This window comes from Ancylobacter dichloromethanicus (assembly GCF_018390645.1).
GTDB classification, from domain to species: domain Bacteria; phylum Pseudomonadota; class Alphaproteobacteria; order Rhizobiales; family Xanthobacteraceae; genus Ancylobacter; species Ancylobacter dichloromethanicus.
The window spans coordinates 163,715-181,015 of sequence record NZ_JAHBGC010000038.1; the positions used below are offsets into that span (position 1 = coordinate 163,715).

18 protein-coding genes are annotated in these 17,301 nt (G+C 69.5%); 9 read left to right on the plus strand and 9 right to left on the minus strand.

Annotated features, from left to right (window positions below):
- The first annotated feature begins 121 nt into the window (after positions 1–121).
- Complete coding sequence (locus KHC23_RS17055) at positions 122–820, plus strand: outer membrane protein (protein ID WP_213374003.1); 699 nt, start codon at positions 122–124, stop codon at positions 818–820.
- A 13-nt stretch (positions 821–833) separates the two neighbouring features.
- On the opposite strand, the gene KHC23_RS17060 is transcribed toward KHC23_RS17055, so the two are convergent.
- The 3 genes from KHC23_RS17060 to KHC23_RS17070 all read right to left on the minus strand — a co-directional run bounded on the left by KHC23_RS17060 (position 834) and on the right by KHC23_RS17070 (position 2,675).
- A complete protein-coding gene (locus KHC23_RS17060; protein WP_213374005.1) occupies positions 834–1,322 on the minus strand; it encodes an SH3 domain-containing protein in 489 nt (162 codons plus the stop codon).
- 29 nt (positions 1,323–1,351) lie between these two features.
- The gene (locus KHC23_RS17065) at positions 1,352–1,855 is read right to left on the minus strand and encodes an invasion associated locus B family protein (protein WP_213374007.1); all 504 of its coding nucleotides are present in this window, start codon (positions 1,853–1,855) and stop codon (positions 1,352–1,354) included.
- Between the two features lie 214 nt (positions 1,856–2,069).
- Positions 2,070–2,675 (minus strand): hypothetical protein, encoded by a 606-nt coding sequence (locus tag KHC23_RS17070; protein WP_213374009.1) that lies wholly within the window; start codon positions 2,673–2,675, stop codon positions 2,070–2,072.
- Between the two features lie 301 nt (positions 2,676–2,976).
- Between KHC23_RS17070 and KHC23_RS17075 the strand changes: the two genes are divergently transcribed.
- Together KHC23_RS17075 and serA are read left to right on the plus strand one after the other, a co-directional pair.
- Entirely contained in the window at positions 2,977–4,152 is a 1,176-nt protein-coding gene (locus tag KHC23_RS17075) for a phosphoserine transaminase (protein ID WP_213374011.1), read from the plus strand.
- 229 nt (positions 4,153–4,381) lie between these two features.
- On the plus strand, positions 4,382–5,968 hold the full coding sequence (gene serA, locus KHC23_RS17080) for a phosphoglycerate dehydrogenase (protein WP_213374013.1): 1,587 nt from the start codon (positions 4,382–4,384) through the stop codon (positions 5,966–5,968).
- A gap of 70 nt (positions 5,969–6,038) precedes the next feature.
- Here serA and eda read toward each other — a convergent pair whose 3' ends face one another.
- Positions 6,039–6,686: a bifunctional 4-hydroxy-2-oxoglutarate aldolase/2-dehydro-3-deoxy-phosphogluconate aldolase gene (gene eda, locus KHC23_RS17085; protein ID WP_213374015.1), complete on the minus strand. Its 648-nt coding sequence runs from the start codon at positions 6,684–6,686 to the stop codon at positions 6,039–6,041.
- A 225-nt stretch (positions 6,687–6,911) separates the two neighbouring features.
- Between eda and puuE the strand changes: the two genes are divergently transcribed.
- Together puuE and KHC23_RS17095 are read left to right on the plus strand one after the other, a co-directional pair.
- Positions 6,912–7,841, plus strand: coding sequence for an allantoinase PuuE (puuE, locus tag KHC23_RS17090; RefSeq protein WP_213374017.1), 930 nt, complete (start codon positions 6,912–6,914; stop codon positions 7,839–7,841).
- A gap of 4 nt (positions 7,842–7,845) precedes the next feature.
- Entirely contained in the window at positions 7,846–8,232 is a 387-nt protein-coding gene (locus tag KHC23_RS17095; protein ID WP_213374019.1) for an MliC family protein, read from the plus strand.
- Positions 8,233–8,298: 66 nt separating this feature from the next.
- On the opposite strand, the gene KHC23_RS17100 is transcribed toward KHC23_RS17095, so the two are convergent.
- Complete coding sequence (locus tag KHC23_RS17100) at positions 8,299–8,730, minus strand: ion channel (protein ID WP_213374020.1); 432 nt, start codon at positions 8,728–8,730, stop codon at positions 8,299–8,301.
- 35 nt (positions 8,731–8,765) lie between these two features.
- On the opposite strand from KHC23_RS17100, the gene KHC23_RS17105 reads away from it, so the two are divergent.
- Entirely contained in the window at positions 8,766–9,605 is an 840-nt protein-coding gene (locus KHC23_RS17105) for a GNAT family N-acetyltransferase (protein WP_213374021.1), read from the plus strand.
- On the opposite strand, the gene KHC23_RS17110 is transcribed toward KHC23_RS17105, so the two are convergent.
- Together KHC23_RS17110 and KHC23_RS17115 are read right to left on the minus strand one after the other, a co-directional pair.
- A complete protein-coding gene (locus KHC23_RS17110) occupies positions 9,546–10,529 on the minus strand; it encodes a DMT family transporter (RefSeq protein WP_213374022.1) in 984 nt (327 codons plus the stop codon). The two genes, KHC23_RS17105 and KHC23_RS17110, sit on opposite strands and share 60 nt — an antisense overlap.
- A 133-nt stretch (positions 10,530–10,662) precedes the next feature.
- Positions 10,663–11,571 (minus strand): VOC family protein, encoded by a 909-nt coding sequence (locus KHC23_RS17115; RefSeq protein WP_213374024.1) that lies wholly within the window; start codon positions 11,569–11,571, stop codon positions 10,663–10,665.
- Positions 11,572–11,853: 282 nt separating this feature from the next.
- On the opposite strand from KHC23_RS17115, the gene KHC23_RS17120 reads away from it, so the two are divergent.
- The 3 genes from KHC23_RS17120 to KHC23_RS24685 all read left to right on the plus strand — a co-directional run bounded on the left by KHC23_RS17120 (position 11,854) and on the right by KHC23_RS24685 (position 15,086).
- The gene (locus tag KHC23_RS17120) at positions 11,854–13,146 is read left to right on the plus strand and encodes an adenylosuccinate synthase (RefSeq protein ID WP_213374026.1); all 1,293 of its coding nucleotides are present in this window, start codon (positions 11,854–11,856) and stop codon (positions 13,144–13,146) included.
- 25 nt (positions 13,147–13,171) lie between these two features.
- On the plus strand, positions 13,172–14,710 hold the full coding sequence (locus KHC23_RS17125) for a hypothetical protein (protein ID WP_213374028.1): 1,539 nt from the start codon (positions 13,172–13,174) through the stop codon (positions 14,708–14,710).
- A gap of 247 nt (positions 14,711–14,957) precedes the next feature.
- Positions 14,958–15,086 (plus strand): hypothetical protein, encoded by a 129-nt coding sequence (locus KHC23_RS24685; RefSeq protein ID WP_271188583.1) that lies wholly within the window; start codon positions 14,958–14,960, stop codon positions 15,084–15,086.
- Positions 15,087–15,164: 78 nt separating this feature from the next.
- Here KHC23_RS24685 and sucD read toward each other — a convergent pair whose 3' ends face one another.
- Both sucD and sucC read right to left on the minus strand, forming a co-directional pair.
- Entirely contained in the window at positions 15,165–16,061 is an 897-nt protein-coding gene (gene sucD / locus KHC23_RS17130) for a succinate--CoA ligase subunit alpha (protein WP_213374030.1), read from the minus strand.
- On the minus strand, positions 16,061–17,260 hold the full coding sequence (gene sucC, locus KHC23_RS17135; protein ID WP_213374032.1) for an ADP-forming succinate--CoA ligase subunit beta: 1,200 nt from the start codon (positions 17,258–17,260) through the stop codon (positions 16,061–16,063). Before sucC ends, sucD begins: the two co-directional genes overlap by 1 nt.
- Positions 17,261–17,301: the final 41 nt, after the last annotated feature.

Here is a 17,301-nt window from a genome sequence, read left to right on the forward strand (position 1 = left end):
CGTGGGCTTGCCGGAGGTAATCAAGGTTAAGCGTTAAGGTTAAGCCGCTCTTAATCACTCGCGGGCACAGTGCAGCCGTCGAAGAACGCCGGGACGCTTCCGGCTCGTCGGGGATGGTTGCATGCGTGTGGGCGGTATGGGGACGGTTCGTTCGGGTCTGCGCCCGGGAAGGGTGCTTGTGGCGGCGCTTGGCTTCGCTCTGCTGGCCGGTGCCGGCGCCGCGCGTGCGGCGGACTCCATCGACGACCTCGACGCCGACGACCTGCTGGCGCGGGCTCCCGAGATCGAGGACGCCCGGGCCTGGTATTTGCGCGGCGATATCGGCTACGTGTTCAACGAGGCGCCCGATGTGGCGGGGTTCGGTCCCGCGCCGCGCATCGACGATGCCGGGGTGTTCGGCATCGGCGTCGGCGTGCGGCTGAGCGACCTGGTGCGGGTCGACCTCACCGCCGACTATCGCAGCCCGGCGGACATCTCGTTTCGCGGCCTGTCGGGCGAGGTCCGCGCGACCGCGCTGCTGGCCAATGCCTATCTCGACCTCGGCACCTGGCATGGGGTGACGCCCTATGTCGGGGCGGGCCTCGGCGCCAGCCATGTTTCCATTTCCGACATCGGTTTCACCGGTGCCGGCGACGCGCAGGGCTGGGGCTTTGCCTGGGCGGTGATGGCGGGGGCCGCCGTCACCCTGGCGCCGAACTGGCAGCTCGACATCGGCTACCGCTATCTCGGCGTCGAAAGCGCCGCCGTTGGCGGCCTATTGTCCGATTTCAGCCAGAGCGCGCATGAGCTGCGGCTCGGCGTGCGCTATCTGTTCGACTGAACGGCTTCGCGCGTCAGAAGCTTTCGTCGGGATAGACGCCCCAGAGCCGCGCCTGCGGCACGAAGCCGTCAAGCCCGTGTCCGGTCACCTCCACCTCGCACCAGCCGGCGGCGCAGCTTTCCGGCCGCACCAGCACATCCGCCGCGAGATAGGCGAGCACGCGCGCCTTGTCCTCGGGGGCGGCCCGCAGGGCGACATTGTGCCCGCCCCGCAGGCGGATCGCCGCCGCCCGGCGCGGCGTGAGCAGGGCGCCGTGGATCCAGCCGATCTCACCGGTATTGTCGCGGATGCGGCGCCAATGGCCGAAGCGGTTGACCACCTCGACCGGCCAGCCGCGCCGGTGGAACACCCAGTGCACGGGGTAGCCGAGCCCCGGCCCCACGCGCACATTGGTGACGGCGTTCCGCAGCGCGGCGAAATAGGGCAGCTCGCGCCCGGCCTGGGCCGGGCCCCCGGACAGGAAGAGGGCCGCGAGGACGAAAAGCGCCGTCGCACCCCCCATCCTCGGGACCTCGCTTCCCGCCATGGTTCTCAGCGGCAGTTCTGCAGGATGCGGTTGGTCGCCGCGGTGACGCCGGAGAGCGAGAACACATAGCTGGTGTCGTTGCCGCGGCCCGACTTGGCGCTGACGTTCATCTGGCTCCCGGCCCGCAAGGCTTCGAGAAAGGCCGGCTCGCGCTCGGCCCGGCGCAGCCAGGCGCTGTTGCCCTCGGTCATCATCATGAAGGTGTCGTCGCCGATGCTGGCCACGACCTGCGAGCCGCTGGCGAAATTATAGCCGGTCTGGAAGCTGACCTCGGTGCGTTGATTCCCGCCGTTCAGCGCCGTGACGAAGAATGTCACGTCACCATGCGTCAGGCGCTCCGGTCGTTTCGCGGTCGGCGCGCTGATCGCATAGCATTGCGGCTTGCCGTCGACGTTGAAGCGCCAGGCGCTCCAGTCCTTGTACTCGCCCAGCGAGGTCGGCGTCGAAGCCATTGCGCCGCTGGTGGCCAGGAACATCACACTCAGTGCGATGGCGGTCCGTCCAATCATGGGGGGAAGCCTCCTCTCGTCTGCGTTCGACTGGGAAGACTTGTCGCGGCGCGTTAAGACCGCGTTAAGGCAGAGGGCTTCGATGCGATCACAATAAGGACATCCGGACCGATTCACGCCGCATTTGCCGCGTCGGCGGGCCGAGGGCGGAGACGAAAACGGGCGGCCCCGCGGGGCCACCCGTGCTGTCCGGAGGTTTCAGAGGCGATGGCGCTCAGGCGCGCAGCAGCGGGTCCGGCTGCGGGCCGTGCAGCGTCCACTGGCGGCTGACGGTGTGGAAATGCACATCGCGCCCGCCCTTCGAGGTCAGGATCTCGCCGATCTCCGCGTCCCTGGCGGCGTCGGGCGCGTGCACCCAGAGCAGCAGGCCGCCATCGCCGATCTGCCGCGCGATGAAGGCGGCATGCTTGCGGCCGAAGACGCGAGCGAGGACGAGGCCGACCACGCCGCCCGCCGCGGTGCTGCCGGCGGTGATGGCGATGGCGGGAATCAGCGCCGCGCCGCCGGTGCCGGCGACCAGCGCGGCGCACAGGCCCGCCACCAGCGCCGGGCTGCCGACCAGCGCGGCCATGCCCTCGGCGCGGTCATCGGCCGGCACATAGGCGCCGCGCTCCGAATCGCCGGAATCCTCCAGCTCGCTGAGCGGCTTCAGCGAGAAGGCGCCGTGCGCGCCGAGAACGCTCATGTCCTTTTCCTCGAGGCCAAGCTGCAGCAGCGCGTCGACCGCGGCGTGAAGCGCGGCCTCCGAGCTGAAGACGGCCACGGCTTCGCGCTCGCTATATTCCGTCGTGACGTCGTCCAGGGTGTCGTTCGAGGTCATGGTGCGTCCTTCTTGGTGCTGTCCGTCCCGCAGATGCCGGATGGGAGCGTGGACGGCTTCCCTCCGGCATGCTGTCGCGGGCCGCCCTCCGGCGAGGGGCGAGCCGCGCGGCGAACAGTGTGCCGATCAGCGCGGGCGACGCTAGGGAAAATTGCGCCGCGTGGCGGCCTGTCGCGGCGGCCGGGGGAGGCGAGGGCCGCCGCGGCGCGAAAATGGCTTGCGTCGGCCGCCTGCCGGGAGTATCTCGCTCCTCGGGCTACCCCTCCCCACCGAGGGGCACCCATCTGGAAGGATGGTTATCATGACGACTACCGCGCAGCCGGCTGTGAAGCCGGCCAATCCCAATTTTTCGTCCGGCCCCTGTGCCAAGCGTCCCGGCTGGACGCTGGAAGGCCTGAGCGACGCACCGCTCGGCCGCTCGCACCGGGCCAAGGTCGGCAAGGCGAAGCTGAAGCGCGCCATCGACCTCACCCGCGACATCCTCGAAATCCCCGCCGACTACCGCATCGGCATCGTTCCCGCTTCCGACACCGGCGCGGTCGAGATGGCGCTGTGGTCGCTGCTCGGCGCCCGCCCGGTCGACCTGCTGGCGTGGGAGAGCTTCGGCGAAGGCTGGGTGACGGATGTGGTCAAGCAGCTCAAGCTCAAGGACGCCCGCGTCCTCAAGGCGCCCTATGGCGAACTGCCGGACCTGGCGCAGGTGAATTTCGACCATGACGTGGTGTTCACCTGGAACGGCACCACGTCAGGCGTGCGGGTGCCGAACGCCGACTTCGTCCCGGCCGACCGGCAGGGGCTGACCATCTGCGACGCCACCTCGGCCGCCTTCGCGCAGGATCTCGACTGGTCGAAGCTCGATGTGGTGACCTATAGCTGGCAGAAGGTGCTGGGCGGCGAGGCCGCGCACGGCATGCTGATCCTCTCGCCGCGCGCCGTCGAGCGGCTGGAGAGCTATGTCCCGGCCTGGCCGCTGCCGAAGATCTTCCGCCTGACCAAGGGCGGCAAGCTGATCGAGGGCACCTTCGAGGGCGAGACCATCAACACCCCGTCCATGCTCTGCGTCGAGGACTATCTCGACGCGCTTGGCTGGGCAAAGCAGGTCGGCGGGCTGAAGGGCCTGCAGGCGCGCTCGGACGCCAATTTCAAGGTGCTCGCCGACTATGTCGCGAAGACGCCGTGGATCGACTTCCTCGCCAAGGTGCCGGAGACCCGCTCCAACACCAGCGTGTGCCTCGTGGTCGCCGACCCCGAGGTGAAGGCGCTGGCGCCCGACGCGCAGGCGGCCTTCGCCAAGGCGCTGGCGGCCGCGCTGGAAAAGGCCGGCGTCGCCTATGACATCGGCGCCTATCGCGACGCGCCGGCGGGCCTGCGCATCTGGGCCGGCGCCACGGTCGAGGCGTCCGATCTCGACGCCCTGCTGCCCTGGCTCGACTGGGCCTTCGAAAGCGCCAAGGCCGGCCTCAGGCAGGCGGCCTGAGCGTCTTTCGCAACGTCCCCGCCGCTGACGCAAGGGGACGGCGAAGGGGCTTCGGCTTCGGTCTTCGACGGCGAATGGCTTCCTCTCCCGGCCGCGTCTCGCCGTCGATTTCCTCCGTGCCAGGGCCCGACGAACGCTTCGTCGTCCTCTCCCGCCAGCGGCGGGAGCCCACATTCCCTCCCGCCGCGCGCGGGTCGCTCTCCCCCTTTGTACGCACAGGATGAAGCCCATGGCTCCCCGCGTTCTCATTTCCGACGCTCTCTCGCCCGCCGCCGTGCAGATCTTCAAAGACCGCGGCATCGAGGTCGACTTCCAGCCGGCGCTGGGCAAGGACAAGGACAAGCTGGCCGAGATCATCGGCAATTATGACGGCCTCGCCATCCGCTCGGCCACCAAGGTGACGCCGAAGATCCTGGCCAGCGCGGCGCGGCTGAAAGTGGTCGGGCGCGCCGGCATCGGCGTCGACAATGTCGACATCCCGGCCGCCACCGCCAAGGGCGTGATCGTGATGAACACGCCGTTCGGCAACTCCATCACCACCGCCGAGCACGCCATCGCCATGATGTTCGCGCTGGCCCGCGAGATTCCCGCCGCCGACGCCTCCACCCAGGCCGGCAAGTGGGAGAAGAACCGCTTCATGGGCGTGGAACTGACCGCCAAGACGCTGGGCATCATCGGCTGCGGCAATATCGGCTCCATCGTCGCCGACCGCGCCCTCGGGCTGAAGATGAAGGTCATCGCCTTCGACCCGTTCCTCTCGCCCGAGCGGGCGCTCGACATCGGCGTGGAGAAGGTCGAGCTGGACGACCTGCTGGCCCGCGCCGACATCATCACCCTGCACACGCCGCTGACCGACAAGACCCGCAACGTGCTCTCGGCCGAGGCGATCGCCAAGACTCGGAAGGGCGTGCGCATCGTCAACTGCGCGCGCGGCGGGCTGGTCGACGAGGCGGCGCTGGCGCAGGCGCTGGAGAGCGGCCATGTCGCGGGCGCGGCCTTCGACGTGTTCATCACCGAGCCGGCGACCGAGAACCCGCTGTTCGGCCATCCCAACGTGATCTGCACCCCGCATCTGGGCGCCTCCACCACCGAGGCGCAGGAGAATGTCGCGCTGCAGGTGGCCGAGCAGATGAGCGACTATCTGCTGCGCGGCGCCATTTCCAACGCGGTGAACTTCCCCTCGATCACGGCGGAGGAAGCCCCGAAGCTGAAGCCCTTCATCGAGCTGGCGGAGAAGCTCGGTTCCTTTGCCGGCCAGCTCACCGACACCGACATCCAGACCGTGCGCATCACCTATGACGGCGCGGTGGCGAGCCTGAAGATCAAGGCGCTGACCTCGGCGGCGGTGGCCGGCCTGCTGCGCCCGGCGCTGGCCGACATCAACGTGGTCTCGGCGCCCTCGATCGCCAAGGAGCGCGGCATCGTGGTGGAGGAGACCACCCGCGAGATCGCCGGCGACTATGAGAGCCTGATCACGCTCACCGTCATCACCGAGAAGATGGAGCGCTCGATCTCGGGCACGGTGTTCGCCGATGGGCGCCCGCGCATCGTCGACATCAAGGGCATCAAGGTGGATGCCGAGTTCGCGCCCTCGATGCTCTATGTCACCAATGAGGATCGTCCGGGCTTCGTCGGCAGCTTCGCCAGCCTGCTCGGCGACGCGGGCATCAACATCGCCACCTTCGCGCTCGGCCGCGACCGCCAGGGCGGCGACGCCATCGCGCTGGTCGAGGTCGACGGCAAGGTGCCGGCCGAACTGCTCGACAAGGTGCAGCAGCTTCCCTCGGTGAAGCAGGCCAGGCCGCTGGCGTTCTGAGGCAGGACGCCTGCACAAAAAGGCCCTCCGGAGCTGCTCCGGAGGGCCTTTTTCGTCCGGGCACCTCGCCTCAGAGCGGGAAGGCGGCGCGGTGCAGCCGGGCGGCGGCCTTGGCCAGCGCGACGATCTGTTCCCAGTCACCCATCGTGACCGCCTCGTTCGGCGCCACCCAGGAGCCGCCGACGGCGAGAATGTTGGGCTGGGCGAGATAGGAGCCGACATTGGAGGGGCCGATGCCGCCGGTGGGGCAGAAGCGCAGATCCGGCAGCGGCCCGGCCAGCGACTTGATGAGGTTGACGCCGCCGACCGATTCGGCGGGGAACAGCTTCAGCACCGGGAAGCCCATCGCCGCGAGCGTCATCGCCTCGGTCGCGGTGGCGCAGCCGGGCATCACCGGCACCGGCGCTTCGGCCAGCGCCTCGGCGAGCGCGGTGGGACAGCCGGGGCTGACGAGGAAGCGGGCGCCGGCGTCGATGCATTTCTGGATCAGGTCGGGCCGCGTCACCGTGCCGGCGCCGACGATCGCGTCCGGCACCTCGGCGGCGATGGCGGCGATGGCTTCCAGCGCCGCCGGCGTGCGCAGCGTGACCTCGATCAGCGGCAGGCCGCCCTCGGTCAGCGCCCGGGCGAGCTTCACGCCCGCGGCCACGCTGGGCACGGTGACGACGGGGACGACAGGGGCGCGGGCGAGCAGGAGGCTGGGATCGGGAAGCGACATCGGGCACCTTGCGAGAGTTCTCGGCGGGAATTTCCTGCCCCATGAAGACCACCGGGCAGCGGCTTGTCGAGAGGCAGCGGCTTGTCGTGAGCAGGATGCAATATCTGTGCGGCTTATATGTTGCGGCCGCGCACCGGGCGATGCCGCCGCGACGGGCGGTTCCGCCGCCGCGCCGAACCGGCTAGCCTGCGGCTGACGCCTTTCGCCGCCGCCCGGATCGCCCGCATGTTCAACATCGATTCCATCTATCCCCGCGACATGATCGGCTATGGCCGCACCCCGCCGGACCCGAAATGGCCGGGCGGGGCGCGCATCGCGGTGCAGTTCGTCCTCAATTACGAGGAAGGCGGCGAGAACTGCCTGCTGCATGGCGACGCCGCTTCCGAGGCCTTCCTGTCGGAGATCGTCGGCGCCCAGCCCTGGCCGGGGCAGCGGCACATGAACATGGAATCGCTCTACGAATACGGGTCGCGGGCCGGCTTCTGGCGACTGTGGCGGCTGTTCACCGCGCGCGCCCTGCCGGTCACCGTCTACGGCGTGGCGACGGCGCTGGCGCGCAACCCGGAAGCGGTCGCCGCCATGAAGGAGGCGGGTTGGGAGATCGCCAGCCACGGGTTGAAATGGATCGACTACCGCCACCATTCCTATGCCGCGGAGAAGGCCGATTTCGACACCGCGATGCGCCTGCACGCCGAGATCACCGGCGAGCGCCCGCTCGGCTGGTACACCGGGCGCACTTCCGAGCACACGCGGCGCATCGTCATGGAGGAGGGCGGGTTCCTCTACGATTCCGACATTTATTCCGACGATCTGCCGTTCTGGGTCGAGGGGCCGCGCGGGCCGCATCTCTCCATTCCCTACACACTCGACACCAACGACATGCGCTTCGCCATCCCCGCCGGGTTCGACCATGGCGAGCCGTTCTTCGCCTATCTGCGCGACAGTTTCGACGCGCTTTATGCCGAGGGCGCCGAGGCGCCGAAGATGCTGAGCGTCGGCCTGCATTGCCGGCTGGTGGGGCGGCCGGGGCGTATCCTCGCCCTGCAGCGCTTCCTCGACCATATCGCCCGCCATGACCGGGTGTGGGTGCCGCGCCGCATCGACATCGCCCGCCACTGGCACGCACACCACAAGCCGTCTCAAACGCCGGAGTGAGGCCATGAAGTATCGCCACGCCGTTGTCGCCGCCGTTCTTGGCCTCGCCGCCATCCCCGGCCTCGCTGTGGCGCCGGTTGCCGCGCGGGCGGGGGAGATGGTCATCCCCCTGCCGTCCGGGAGCGAGGCCGAGACGATCCAGGCGCGCTATGACTGCGGCGCCTTCGGCACGCTGGAGGCGCATTATTTCAACGCGCCGCCGGTGGCGCTGGCCAGCCTGTCGTTCAAGGGCGAGTTCGTGGTGGCGTCGAATGTCATCGCCGCCTCGGGCGCGCGCTATGCCGGCGGCAAATACATCTGGTGGACCAAGGGCGGCGGCGCCGACCTCTACGACGTGACCCTGGGCGAGGACGCGGCGCCGGTGGCTTCCTGCCGCGCGAAGGCGGGCTGATGGATTTTCCCGGGCGCTGGCTGCGCCGGACGGGCTGTTGCCCTTTCCGCGGTTTTTCGTCGTGTCCTAGTTTTTCGTCGTGTTGAAGCGGGGCAGATGGCCCTGCAGGACGTAGATGAGCAGCGCGGTCGACCAGCCGAACATCAATATGCCGCTGGCCGCCGTCATCGGGCCGAGCAGGCGGGTGCGGGTCGCCTGCAGCACGTCGCCATAGCCGAGCGTGGTGTAGTTCACGAAGGCGGAATAATAGGCGTCGCCGGCGTGGGTGACGAGTTCGCGGCGGGCATAGACGAGGGCCCACAGGCCCACTTCCAGCAGATGCGCGGTGAGCAGGACGATGTTGACCAGCATCAGGGTCGCGATCAGGCGAAGGCGGGGGTTCTTGCCCAGCCATTTCTCGAAGGGCGAGACCATCAGCGCCAGCATCAGGGTGGCGCCGAGATGCACGAGCATCACCATGACATTCAGGAAGATGCCGGTGATCATTTCATTGAGCATGATAGCACCCGGTTGGCGAATCGGCAGTGCAGGCCATGGATGACGACATCACTATCCGGCCTTTGCGGCCGCAGGAAATACAGATTGCCGTCGATTGGGCGGCGGCCGAGGGCTGGAATCCGGGCCTTGCCGACTCCGCCTGCTTCGGCGCGGTGGACCCCGGCGGCTTCCTGGTGGCGGAAGCGGACGGCGCGCCGGCGGCGGTGATCTCGGTGGTCAATTACGACACGCGCTTCGCCTTTCTCGGCTTCTACATCGTGCGGCCGGACCTGCGGGGGCGGGGGATCGGCCTGCGCCTGTGGCGGGCGGGCCTCGCCCATGCCGGGGCGCGCACCATCGGCCTCGACGGGGTGCTGGCGCAGCAGGCGAATTATGCGCGGCAGGGTTTCGTCTTCGCCCATCGCAACATCCGTTTCGCCGGGACTCCGGGACCGGGCGACGCGGGCGCGACCGTGGATCTCGCGGAGGTGGCGTTCGAGGCGGTGGCGGCCAGCGATGCGCAGGTGTTTCCCGCGCCCCGCGCCGCTTTCCTCAAGGCGTGGCTCACCGCGCCGGGCCATGCTGGGCGGGCGGTGCTGCGCGCGGGCCGGCTGGCGGCATGGGGCGTGGCGCGCCCGGCGCGGGCGGGCTGGAAGATCGGCCCGCTGGTCGCCGAGGACGAGGGCGCGGCGGAGAGCGTGTTCGGCGCGCTGCGGGCGGCGGCGGGGAGCGCGCCGGTCGTGCTCGACGTGCCCGAGCCCAACGCGGGGGCGCTGGCGCTGGCCCGGCGGCACGGCCTCGCCCCGGTGTTCGAGACCGCGCGGATGTATACCGGCTCAATCCGCCCGGTGGCGTTGCAGCGGGTCTATGGCGTCACCAGCTTCGAGCTCGGCTGAGCCGGGCGGGCGCGCGGCATGGGGGCGCCCGGTCTTCGGCGCCCACAGCGTGGCGGTGACGACGCCGGCCAGCACCAGCGCATAGCCGGCGGCATGGTAGAGATGCGGGCGCTCGCCGAGGAACAGGATGGCCAGCGCCGAGCCGAAGACCGGCATCAGATGGAAGAACGGCGCGGCGCGGTTGGGCCCGACGAGCTGGATGCCGCGATTGAAGAACAGATAGGCCAGCACCGAGGGAAACACCGCGACATAGGCGATGGCGATGAGCGCCCTCGCATCGAACACCAGCGGCGGGCTCGCCACGCGTTCGGCGACGAAGGCCGGGGTGAGCAGCAGCGCGCCGAGCCCGAGGCTGAAGCCGAGAAAGCCGAGCTGGGAGAAGGCAGGCCGGCGCGCCAGCAGCGAGGAATAGACGCCATAGACCACCATCGCCGCCACCATCCACACATCGCCGCGGTTGAACGCGATGTTGACCAGCACCGCCGGATCGCCGCGGCAGACGATGGTCAGCACGCCGAGCAGCGACAGGCCGATGCCTACCCCCTGTCCGGCCGAGAGCCGCTCGCCGTTCAGGAGGAACGACCAGAAGGCGATGAGCAGCGGGCCGGTCGACTGGATCAGCAGCGCGTTCAGCGCCGGGGTGAATTCCAGCGCGTGGTACTGCATGGTGTTGAACAGGGTGATGCCGGTCAGCGAAAGCACCCCGACCAGCTTCCAGTGCCGCCGCATCAGCGGCCAGTCCGCCCGCATCGCCCGCCAGGCGAAGGGCAGCAGGATGAGCACCGCCAGCACCCAGCGCAGCCAGGCGAGGCCGACCGGCGGCACATGGCCGGCGACGTGGCGGCCCATCACGATATTGCCGGCCCAGAACAGCGGCACGAGGGTCAGCAGTAGATAGGGCGCGTCGAGCAGGCGACGGAACATGGGCGATGCCGGGTGCGGAACTGTTGGCGCACCAACGCTCTAAAGCATTTCCACGCCGAAGGGGCCGCGTCAGCCATGAAAAGTTCTGATGCGTGGCCCCGTCCGGCCGATGGATGGGGCCCGCTTTCAGCCTTCAGCCGGGCGCGTGAATGTGCAGCCGGGTGCCCCATGGATCGGAAACGGCGAAGCCGCCAGCGGACGGGGCGACGACCTCGCCCGCCGCGGCCAGCCGGGCCCGCGCCGCCTCGACCGAGGCCGCATCCGGCAGCAAAACGTCGAAGTCGATCAGCCCGACGCTGTTGGCCGGAGGCGGGCCGCCATGCCGGCTCTGCCAGATGTTCAGCCCGAGATGATGGTGGTAGCCGCCGGCGCTGACGAACAGCGCGCCCGGATAGCGGTCCGTCGTCACCGCGAAGCCCAGATGGTCGACATAGAAGCGCCGTGCCGCGGCGAGGTCGCCGACCTGGAGATGGACATGGCCGATGCGCGTGCCGTCCGGCATCGGCGCGTCGAGCGGCACGCCCTCGGGGCATTCGGCCAGCAGGTTGCGCAAATCGAGCGGTTGGGTCGCCATCTCCACCGTCGCGCCATCCCAGCGCCACTCGCCGGCCGGGCGGTCGCGGTAGATCTCGATGCCGTTGCCGTCGGGATCGTCGAGATAGAGCGCCTCGCTCACCAGATGATCGGAGGCACCGAGCCGCACGCCCTTGGCGACCAGCCGGCGCAGCACGACGGCGAGCGAGGGCCGGTCGGGAACGAGGATGGCGACGTGAAACAGGCCGGTGGTGCCATGCGGGCGGGGCCCGGCTGCGGGGGCCCCGACCAGCTCGACCAGCGTGTCCTCGCCAATGCCGAGGCGCAGGCTGCCATCCTCGCCGGTGCCGAGAAGGGTGAGGCCCACCGTCCCGGTATAGAACGCCGCCGCGCGTGCCGCGTCGCGTACACGCAGGCGCACCGCTCCCAGCCGCAGGCCGGCCGGCAGAACCGGGGCCGTCGCCTGCGGGACGGAGGGCGGGAATGTGGCGAACGGTGTCGTGGTCATGGTGACTCCTTGCGGCGGCACGGCGTGTGTCGCACACAGAATTGTGCGGCCCGGGCGAGGGCGCAATCCGTCGCCGATTGCAGGCCCGCAATACCGCCACGCCATTCGCGCCCGAAGGCGTGGCCGCCGGACGGGGCGCGGGGGTGCCGCTCTGCGTTCTTGCCTCACCCGGCCTCATCCCTTAAGACGATGCAGCCCCGGCCGGACGTTTCGCCGGGGCTTTGTCTGTGCGCGGGCACGGCACGCCGCCGGACCCCGCCTCGCAATTCAGGAGCGTGGCTCGTGGCGAATGTGGTCGTCGTCGGTTCCCAGTGGGGCGACGAGGGTAAGGGCAAGATTGTCGATTGGCTCAGCGAGCAGGCGGACGTCGTCGTCCGCTTCCAGGGCGGCCATAATGCCGGGCATACGCTGGTCGTCGGCGACAAGACCTACAAGCTGTCGCTGCTGCCGTCCGGCGTGGTGCGCGGCGCCCGGCTGTCGATCATCGGCAATGGCGTGGTGCTCGACCCGTGGGCGCTGGTCGACGAGATCGCCCGCATCAGCGGCCAGGGCATCGAGGTGACGCCCGAGCGGCTGCGTGTGGCGGAGAACGTCGCGCTGATCCTGCCGCTGCACCGCGAACTCGACGCCATCCGCGAGAACGCCTCCGCCGGCACCAAGATCGGCACCACCAAGCGCGGCATCGGCCCGGCCTACGAGGACAAGGTCGGCCGGCGCGCCATCCGCCTCGTCGACCTCGCCTCGCCGGAGACGCTCGGCGCCAAGATCGACCGCCTGCTGGCGCATCACAACGCGCTGCGGCGCGGCCTCGGCATCGAGCAGGTCGACGCCGCCCAGCTGCGCGCCGAGCTGGTGGAGATCGCGCCGAAGGTGCTGCCCTACATGGACCGCGCCTGGGCGCTGCTCGACGACGAGCGCCGGCGCGGGGCCAAGATCCTGTTCGAGGGCGCGCAGGGCGCGCTGCTCGACATCGACCACGGCACCTACCCCTTCGTCACCTCGTCCAACACGGTGGCGGCGCAGGCGGCGACCGGCTCCGGCCTCGGCCCGGGCGCGATCGGCTATGTGCTCGGCATCACCAAGGCCTACACCACCCGCGTCGGCGAGGGACCGTTTCCGAGCGAGCTGCACGACGATACCGGCCGCCGCATCGGCGAGCGTGGCCGCGAGTTCGGCACCGTGACCGGGCGGCCGCGCCGCTGCGGCTGGTTCGACGCCGCGCTGGTGCGCCAGACCGTGCGCACCTCCGGCATCAACGGCATCGCCCTCACCAAGCTCGACGTGCTGGACGGCTTCACCGAACTGAAAGTGTGCACGCGCTACCGGCTGGATGGCCGCGAGATCGACTATTTCCCCTCCGGGCAGGACGCCCAGGCACGGGTGGAGCCGATCTACGAGACCATCGAGGGCTGGACCGAATCGACCGCCGGCGCGCGCTCCTGGGCCGATCTGCCGGCCGAGGCGGTCAAATATGTGCGCCTCATCGAGGAACTGATCGGCTGCCCGGTGGCTTTGCTGTCCACCAGCCCCGAGCGCGATGATACGATCCTGATGAAGAACCCCTTCGAATCATAAACCCCACGTCAGATCTGATCCCCCCATGGCCGACTACTACCCGCTCATCGCTCGCGCTATTGGCGGCCTCCCGGAAAAGACCGGCGAGGCCCGCAAGGCTGTCTATGAGCGGGCCCGTCGGGCGCTTCTCGCTCAGCTGAGCGCGGTCGATCCCCCGCTCCCCGAACCCGACTTCGCCCGGGAGCGGCAGTCGCTGGAGACCGCGATCGGGCGGGTCGAAGCCGAATTCGGCGGAGCGCCGGCGCCGAAGGTGCCGGGCTCTTCGGGGCCGGCCTCTTCCGCTCCCTCGGCGCCGGTTGCTCCGGCACCGGCCCCGCCGGCGTCCGCGCCGTCCAGCATCGGGGCGCCGACCGTTCCCCCGCAGCCGTCTCCGGCGGCGCTTGCGGCGGCTCCGGCGGCGCCTCCGCCGCTGTCGGCCCCGCCGCCCGGCGCCCGGCAGCCGAATGCGCCGCCCGCGAGCGCCCCGCCTTCCACCTCCCCCGCGCGCACGCCGGCGCGGCCTGCCGAGCCGGTGTCGGGTTTCCATCCGACCGAGGCCGAGGCGGTGGCGGCCGGCCTCGTGCCGACCCGCGCGGCGGGCGGCTCCTCCGACTGGCGCAGCGAGGCCGCCCGTCTCGTGCGCGAGCGCGAGGCGGAGGAAGTCGCCGCGCAGACGCGCGACGCCGAGGAGGAGACGCCCTCCGACGAGGCGGCCACGGAGGAGGCGCCTTCCGGCCGCGGCAAGGGGCGGCTGTTTGCCGTCGTGGTGTTTGTTCTGCTGCTCATTGCCGGCGGTGTCGTCGGCTACACCCAGCGCGAGACCATCGTCGCGCTGATCGGCGGCGCGGGAACCGGCGGCTCGTCGCCCACCGCGCAGGCTCCCAGCGCCCCGGCGCCGGCCGATGCACCGAAATCGACCGACCGCATCTCCCAGGCCCCCGACCAGGGCGCGGCGCCGCAGCCGGCGACGCCACAGGCCGGCGGCACGTCGGAAGCGGGGATCGCCGCCGAGCCGCGCGCCGTGCTGTTCGAGGAAAGCGCCGGCGGCGGCGAGCAGGGCCTGCAGCAATATGTCGGCACGGTCGAGTGGAGCACCGAGAACGCCAGCGCCGGCGCCGGCCAGCCGAGCGATCTCGGCGTCCGCGCGGAAATCTCGATCCCGGCGCGGAACATCACCGCGACGCTGACCTTCCGCCGCAACCAGGACCCGACCATTCCCGCCTCGCACATCATCGAGGTGCAGTTCAAGCTGCCGCCCGGTTTCGACCTCGGCAACATTTCCAGCGTGCCGGGCATGCGGGCCAAGGCCTCCGAGGGCGCGCAGGGCGCGCCGCTGGTCGGCCTCGCCGTGCGGGTGGCGCCGAACTACTTCCTGATCGGCCTGTCCTCTCTCGACACGGATGTGCAGCGCAATCTCAGCTTCATCATGAGCCGCAACTGGCTCGACCTGCCGCTGGTGTTCGAGAACGGCCGCCGCGCCATTTTGGTTCTGGAGAAGGGCGACGAGGGCAATCAGGCGTTCCGCGAGGCCTTTCAGGCGTGGGGCCTGACCCCCGCCGCACCGGCGCAGCAAGGCCAGAACTGACGCCCATCTCGTCATCCGGTGCCGACAAAAGGGGAAGCGTTTCGCTTCCCCTTTTTCTTTGCGTGGCCGAGGTCCGCTGCGACGAGCCGAAGCTGCGACGAGCCGGGCCGACGAGGGACGTTTCCCGCAGCGCCGGTGGGTCAATGTCATGCGCGGCATGCAATGGTGGCATATGGTATTAGATATACCAGATACGGACGCCTTTCCGTATGTTGCGCCGCGAGAGAGCTTGGATCGGAGACGGCGCATGTTTCAATCGGTGTACCCCCTGCTGCCGCTGCTCATCCTCTGCCATGCGTGGATGACGATCCTCATCGTCGAGACGCTGCAAGCGGAGGAGACGGCGGCGCTGCCGCCGGACTGCTACCCGGCGTGACGGGAAAAGCGGCGCGACAGAAAAAGCCCCGCGGCATCGCTGCCACGGGGCTTCGCTCGTCCGGTCCTGCCGGCTAAATCAGGCGGCGGCGCGCTTGTTCAGCACGTCGACCAGCGTCTTGCCGAGGCGGGCCGGGGAGGGCGAGACCACGATGCCGGCCTCTTCCATCGCCGCGATCTTGTCCTCGGCGCCGCCCTTGCCGCCGGAGATGATGGCGCCGGCATGGCCCATGCGGCGGCCGGGAGGGGCGGTGCGGCCGGCGATGAAGCCGACCATAGGCTTCTTGCGGCCGCGCTTGGCTTCGTCCTTGAGGAACTGCGCCGCTTCTTCCTCGGCCGAGCCGCCGATCTCGCCGATCATGACGATCGACTCGGTGGCGTCGTCGGCCAGGAACAGCTCCAGCATGTCGATGAACTCGGTGCCCTTCACCGGGTCGCCGCCAATGCCGACGGCGGTGGTCTGGCCCAGGCCCTCCTGCGAGGTCTGGAACACCGCCTCATAGGTCAGCGTGCCGGAGCGCGAGACCACGCCGACCGAGCCCTTCTTGAAGATATTAGCCGGCATAATGCCGATCTTGCATTCGCCGGCGGTGACGATGCCGGGGCAGTTGGGGCCGACGAGGCGGGACTTGGAGCCGTCCAGCGCGCGGCGCACCTTCACCATGTCGAGCACCGGAATGCCCTCGGTGATGCAGACGATGAGCGGGATCTCCGCCGCGATCGCCTCGCAGATGGCATCGGCCGCGCCCGGGGGCGGCACGTAGATCACCGACGCGTCGGCGCCGGTCTTCTCGCGTGCCTCGGCGACGGTGTCGAACACCGGCAGGCCGAGATGGACCGCGCCGCCCTTGCCGGGCGAGGTGCCGCCGACCACCTGCGAGCCATAGGCCAGCGCCTGCTCGGAGTGGAAGGTGCCGTTCTTGCCGGTGAAGCCCTGGGTGATGATCTTGGTGGTCTTGTCGATGAGAATGGACATCAGGCGGCTCCCTGCACAGCCTTGACGATCTTCTGGGCGGCGTCGTCGAGATCGTCCGCCGGGATCACGTTCAGGCCGCTCTCGCGGATGATGGTCTTGCCTTCCTCGACATTGGTGCCTTCGAGGCGCACCACCAGCGGAACCTCGAGGCCGACCGTCTTCACCGCGGCGATGACGCCGCGGGCGATGACGTCGCACTTCATGATGCCGCCGAAGATGTTGACCAGGATGCCCTTCACGCTCGGGTCCGAGGTGATGATCTTGAACGCCGCCGTCACCTTCTCCTCCGTGGCGCCGCCGCCGACGTCGAGGAAGTTGGCCGGGCTCTCGCCATAGAGCTTGATGATGTCGAGCGTGGCCATGGCGAGGCCGGCGCCGTTGACCATGCAGCCGATCGAGCCGTCGAGCGCGATATAGGCGAGGTCATATTTGGAGGCCTCGATTTCCTTGGCGTCCTCCTCGGTCTCGTCGCGCAGGGCAACGATTTCCGCATGGCGGTAGAGCGAGTTGGAATCGAAGGAGATCTTGGCGTCGAGGCACTTCAGCTTGCCGTCCCGGGTGACCACCAGCGGGTTGATCTCCAGCATCGCCATGTCCTTGCCGACGAAGGCGGCATAGAGCTTGGAGACGATGTCGCCCGCCTGCTTGGCGAGGTCGCCGGTCAGGCCGAGCGCCTGGGCGACGGTGCGGCCGTGATGGGGCATCACGCCGGTGGCCGGGTCGACGGAGAAGGTGTGGATCTTCTCGGGGGTGGAGTGGGCGACCTCCTCAATGTCCATGCCGCCCTCGGTGGAGACCACGAAGGCGACGCGCGAGGTGGCGCGGTCGACGAGGGCGGAGAGGTAGAACTCCTTCTCGATCTCGGAGCCTTCCTCGATATAGACGCGGTTGACCTGCTTGCCGGCCGGGCCGGTCTGGATCGTCACCAGCGTCTTGCCGAGGATCTGCCGGGCATTGGCGGCGGCGTCGGCGGCCGACTTGACGACGCGCACGCCGCCCTTCTCGCCGGCATCGGCTTCCTTGAACTTGCCCTTGCCGCGCCCGCCGGCGTGAATCTGGCTCTTCACCACCCAGACGGGGCCGGCGACCTTGGCCGCAGCGGCGTCCGCTTCAGTGGCGTCGAGAATGGCAACGCCGTTCGGTACCGGTACTCCGTATTCGCGGAGCACTCCCTTGGCCTGATATTCATGGATGTTCATTAAATCCGCTCCTCCACAACCGGCGGGTCGGGAGAGCCGCC

Coding starts and splice junctions, on each gene's coding strand:
- KHC23_RS17105 (WP_213374021.1), top strand. CDS start 8,766: ATGGATGACGACATCACTATCCGGCCTTTGCGGCCGCAGGAAATACAG.
- KHC23_RS17055 (WP_213374003.1), top strand. CDS start 122: ATGCGTGTGGGCGGTATGGGGACGGTTCGTTCGGGTCTGCGCCCGGGA.
- KHC23_RS17095 (WP_213374019.1), top strand. CDS start 7,846: ATGAAGTATCGCCACGCCGTTGTCGCCGCCGTTCTTGGCCTCGCCGCC.
- KHC23_RS17060 (WP_213374005.1), bottom strand. CDS start 1,322: ATGGGGGGTGCGACGGCGCTTTTCGTCCTCGCGGCCCTCTTCCTGTCC.
- KHC23_RS17110 (WP_213374022.1), bottom strand. CDS start 10,529: ATGTTCCGTCGCCTGCTCGACGCGCCCTATCTACTGCTGACCCTCGTG.
- KHC23_RS17070 (WP_213374009.1), bottom strand. CDS start 2,675: ATGACCTCGAACGACACCCTGGACGACGTCACGACGGAATATAGCGAG.
- sucD (WP_213374030.1), bottom strand. CDS start 16,061: ATGTCCATTCTCATCGACAAGACCACCAAGATCATCACCCAGGGCTTC.
- KHC23_RS17065 (WP_213374007.1), bottom strand. CDS start 1,855: ATGATTGGACGGACCGCCATCGCACTGAGTGTGATGTTCCTGGCCACC.
- KHC23_RS24685 (WP_271188583.1), top strand. CDS start 14,958: ATGTTTCAATCGGTGTACCCCCTGCTGCCGCTGCTCATCCTCTGCCAT.
- KHC23_RS17115 (WP_213374024.1), bottom strand. CDS start 11,571: ATGACCACGACACCGTTCGCCACATTCCCGCCCTCCGTCCCGCAGGCG.
- KHC23_RS17075 (WP_213374011.1), top strand. CDS start 2,977: ATGACGACTACCGCGCAGCCGGCTGTGAAGCCGGCCAATCCCAATTTT.
- KHC23_RS17100 (WP_213374020.1), bottom strand. CDS start 8,730: ATGCTCAATGAAATGATCACCGGCATCTTCCTGAATGTCATGGTGATG.
- KHC23_RS17125 (WP_213374028.1), top strand. CDS start 13,172: ATGGCCGACTACTACCCGCTCATCGCTCGCGCTATTGGCGGCCTCCCG.
- serA (WP_213374013.1), top strand. CDS start 4,382: ATGGCTCCCCGCGTTCTCATTTCCGACGCTCTCTCGCCCGCCGCCGTG.
- eda (WP_213374015.1), bottom strand. CDS start 6,686: ATGTCGCTTCCCGATCCCAGCCTCCTGCTCGCCCGCGCCCCTGTCGTC.
- sucC (WP_213374032.1), bottom strand. CDS start 17,260: ATGAACATCCATGAATATCAGGCCAAGGGAGTGCTCCGCGAATACGGA.
- puuE (WP_213374017.1), top strand. CDS start 6,912: ATGTTCAACATCGATTCCATCTATCCCCGCGACATGATCGGCTATGGC.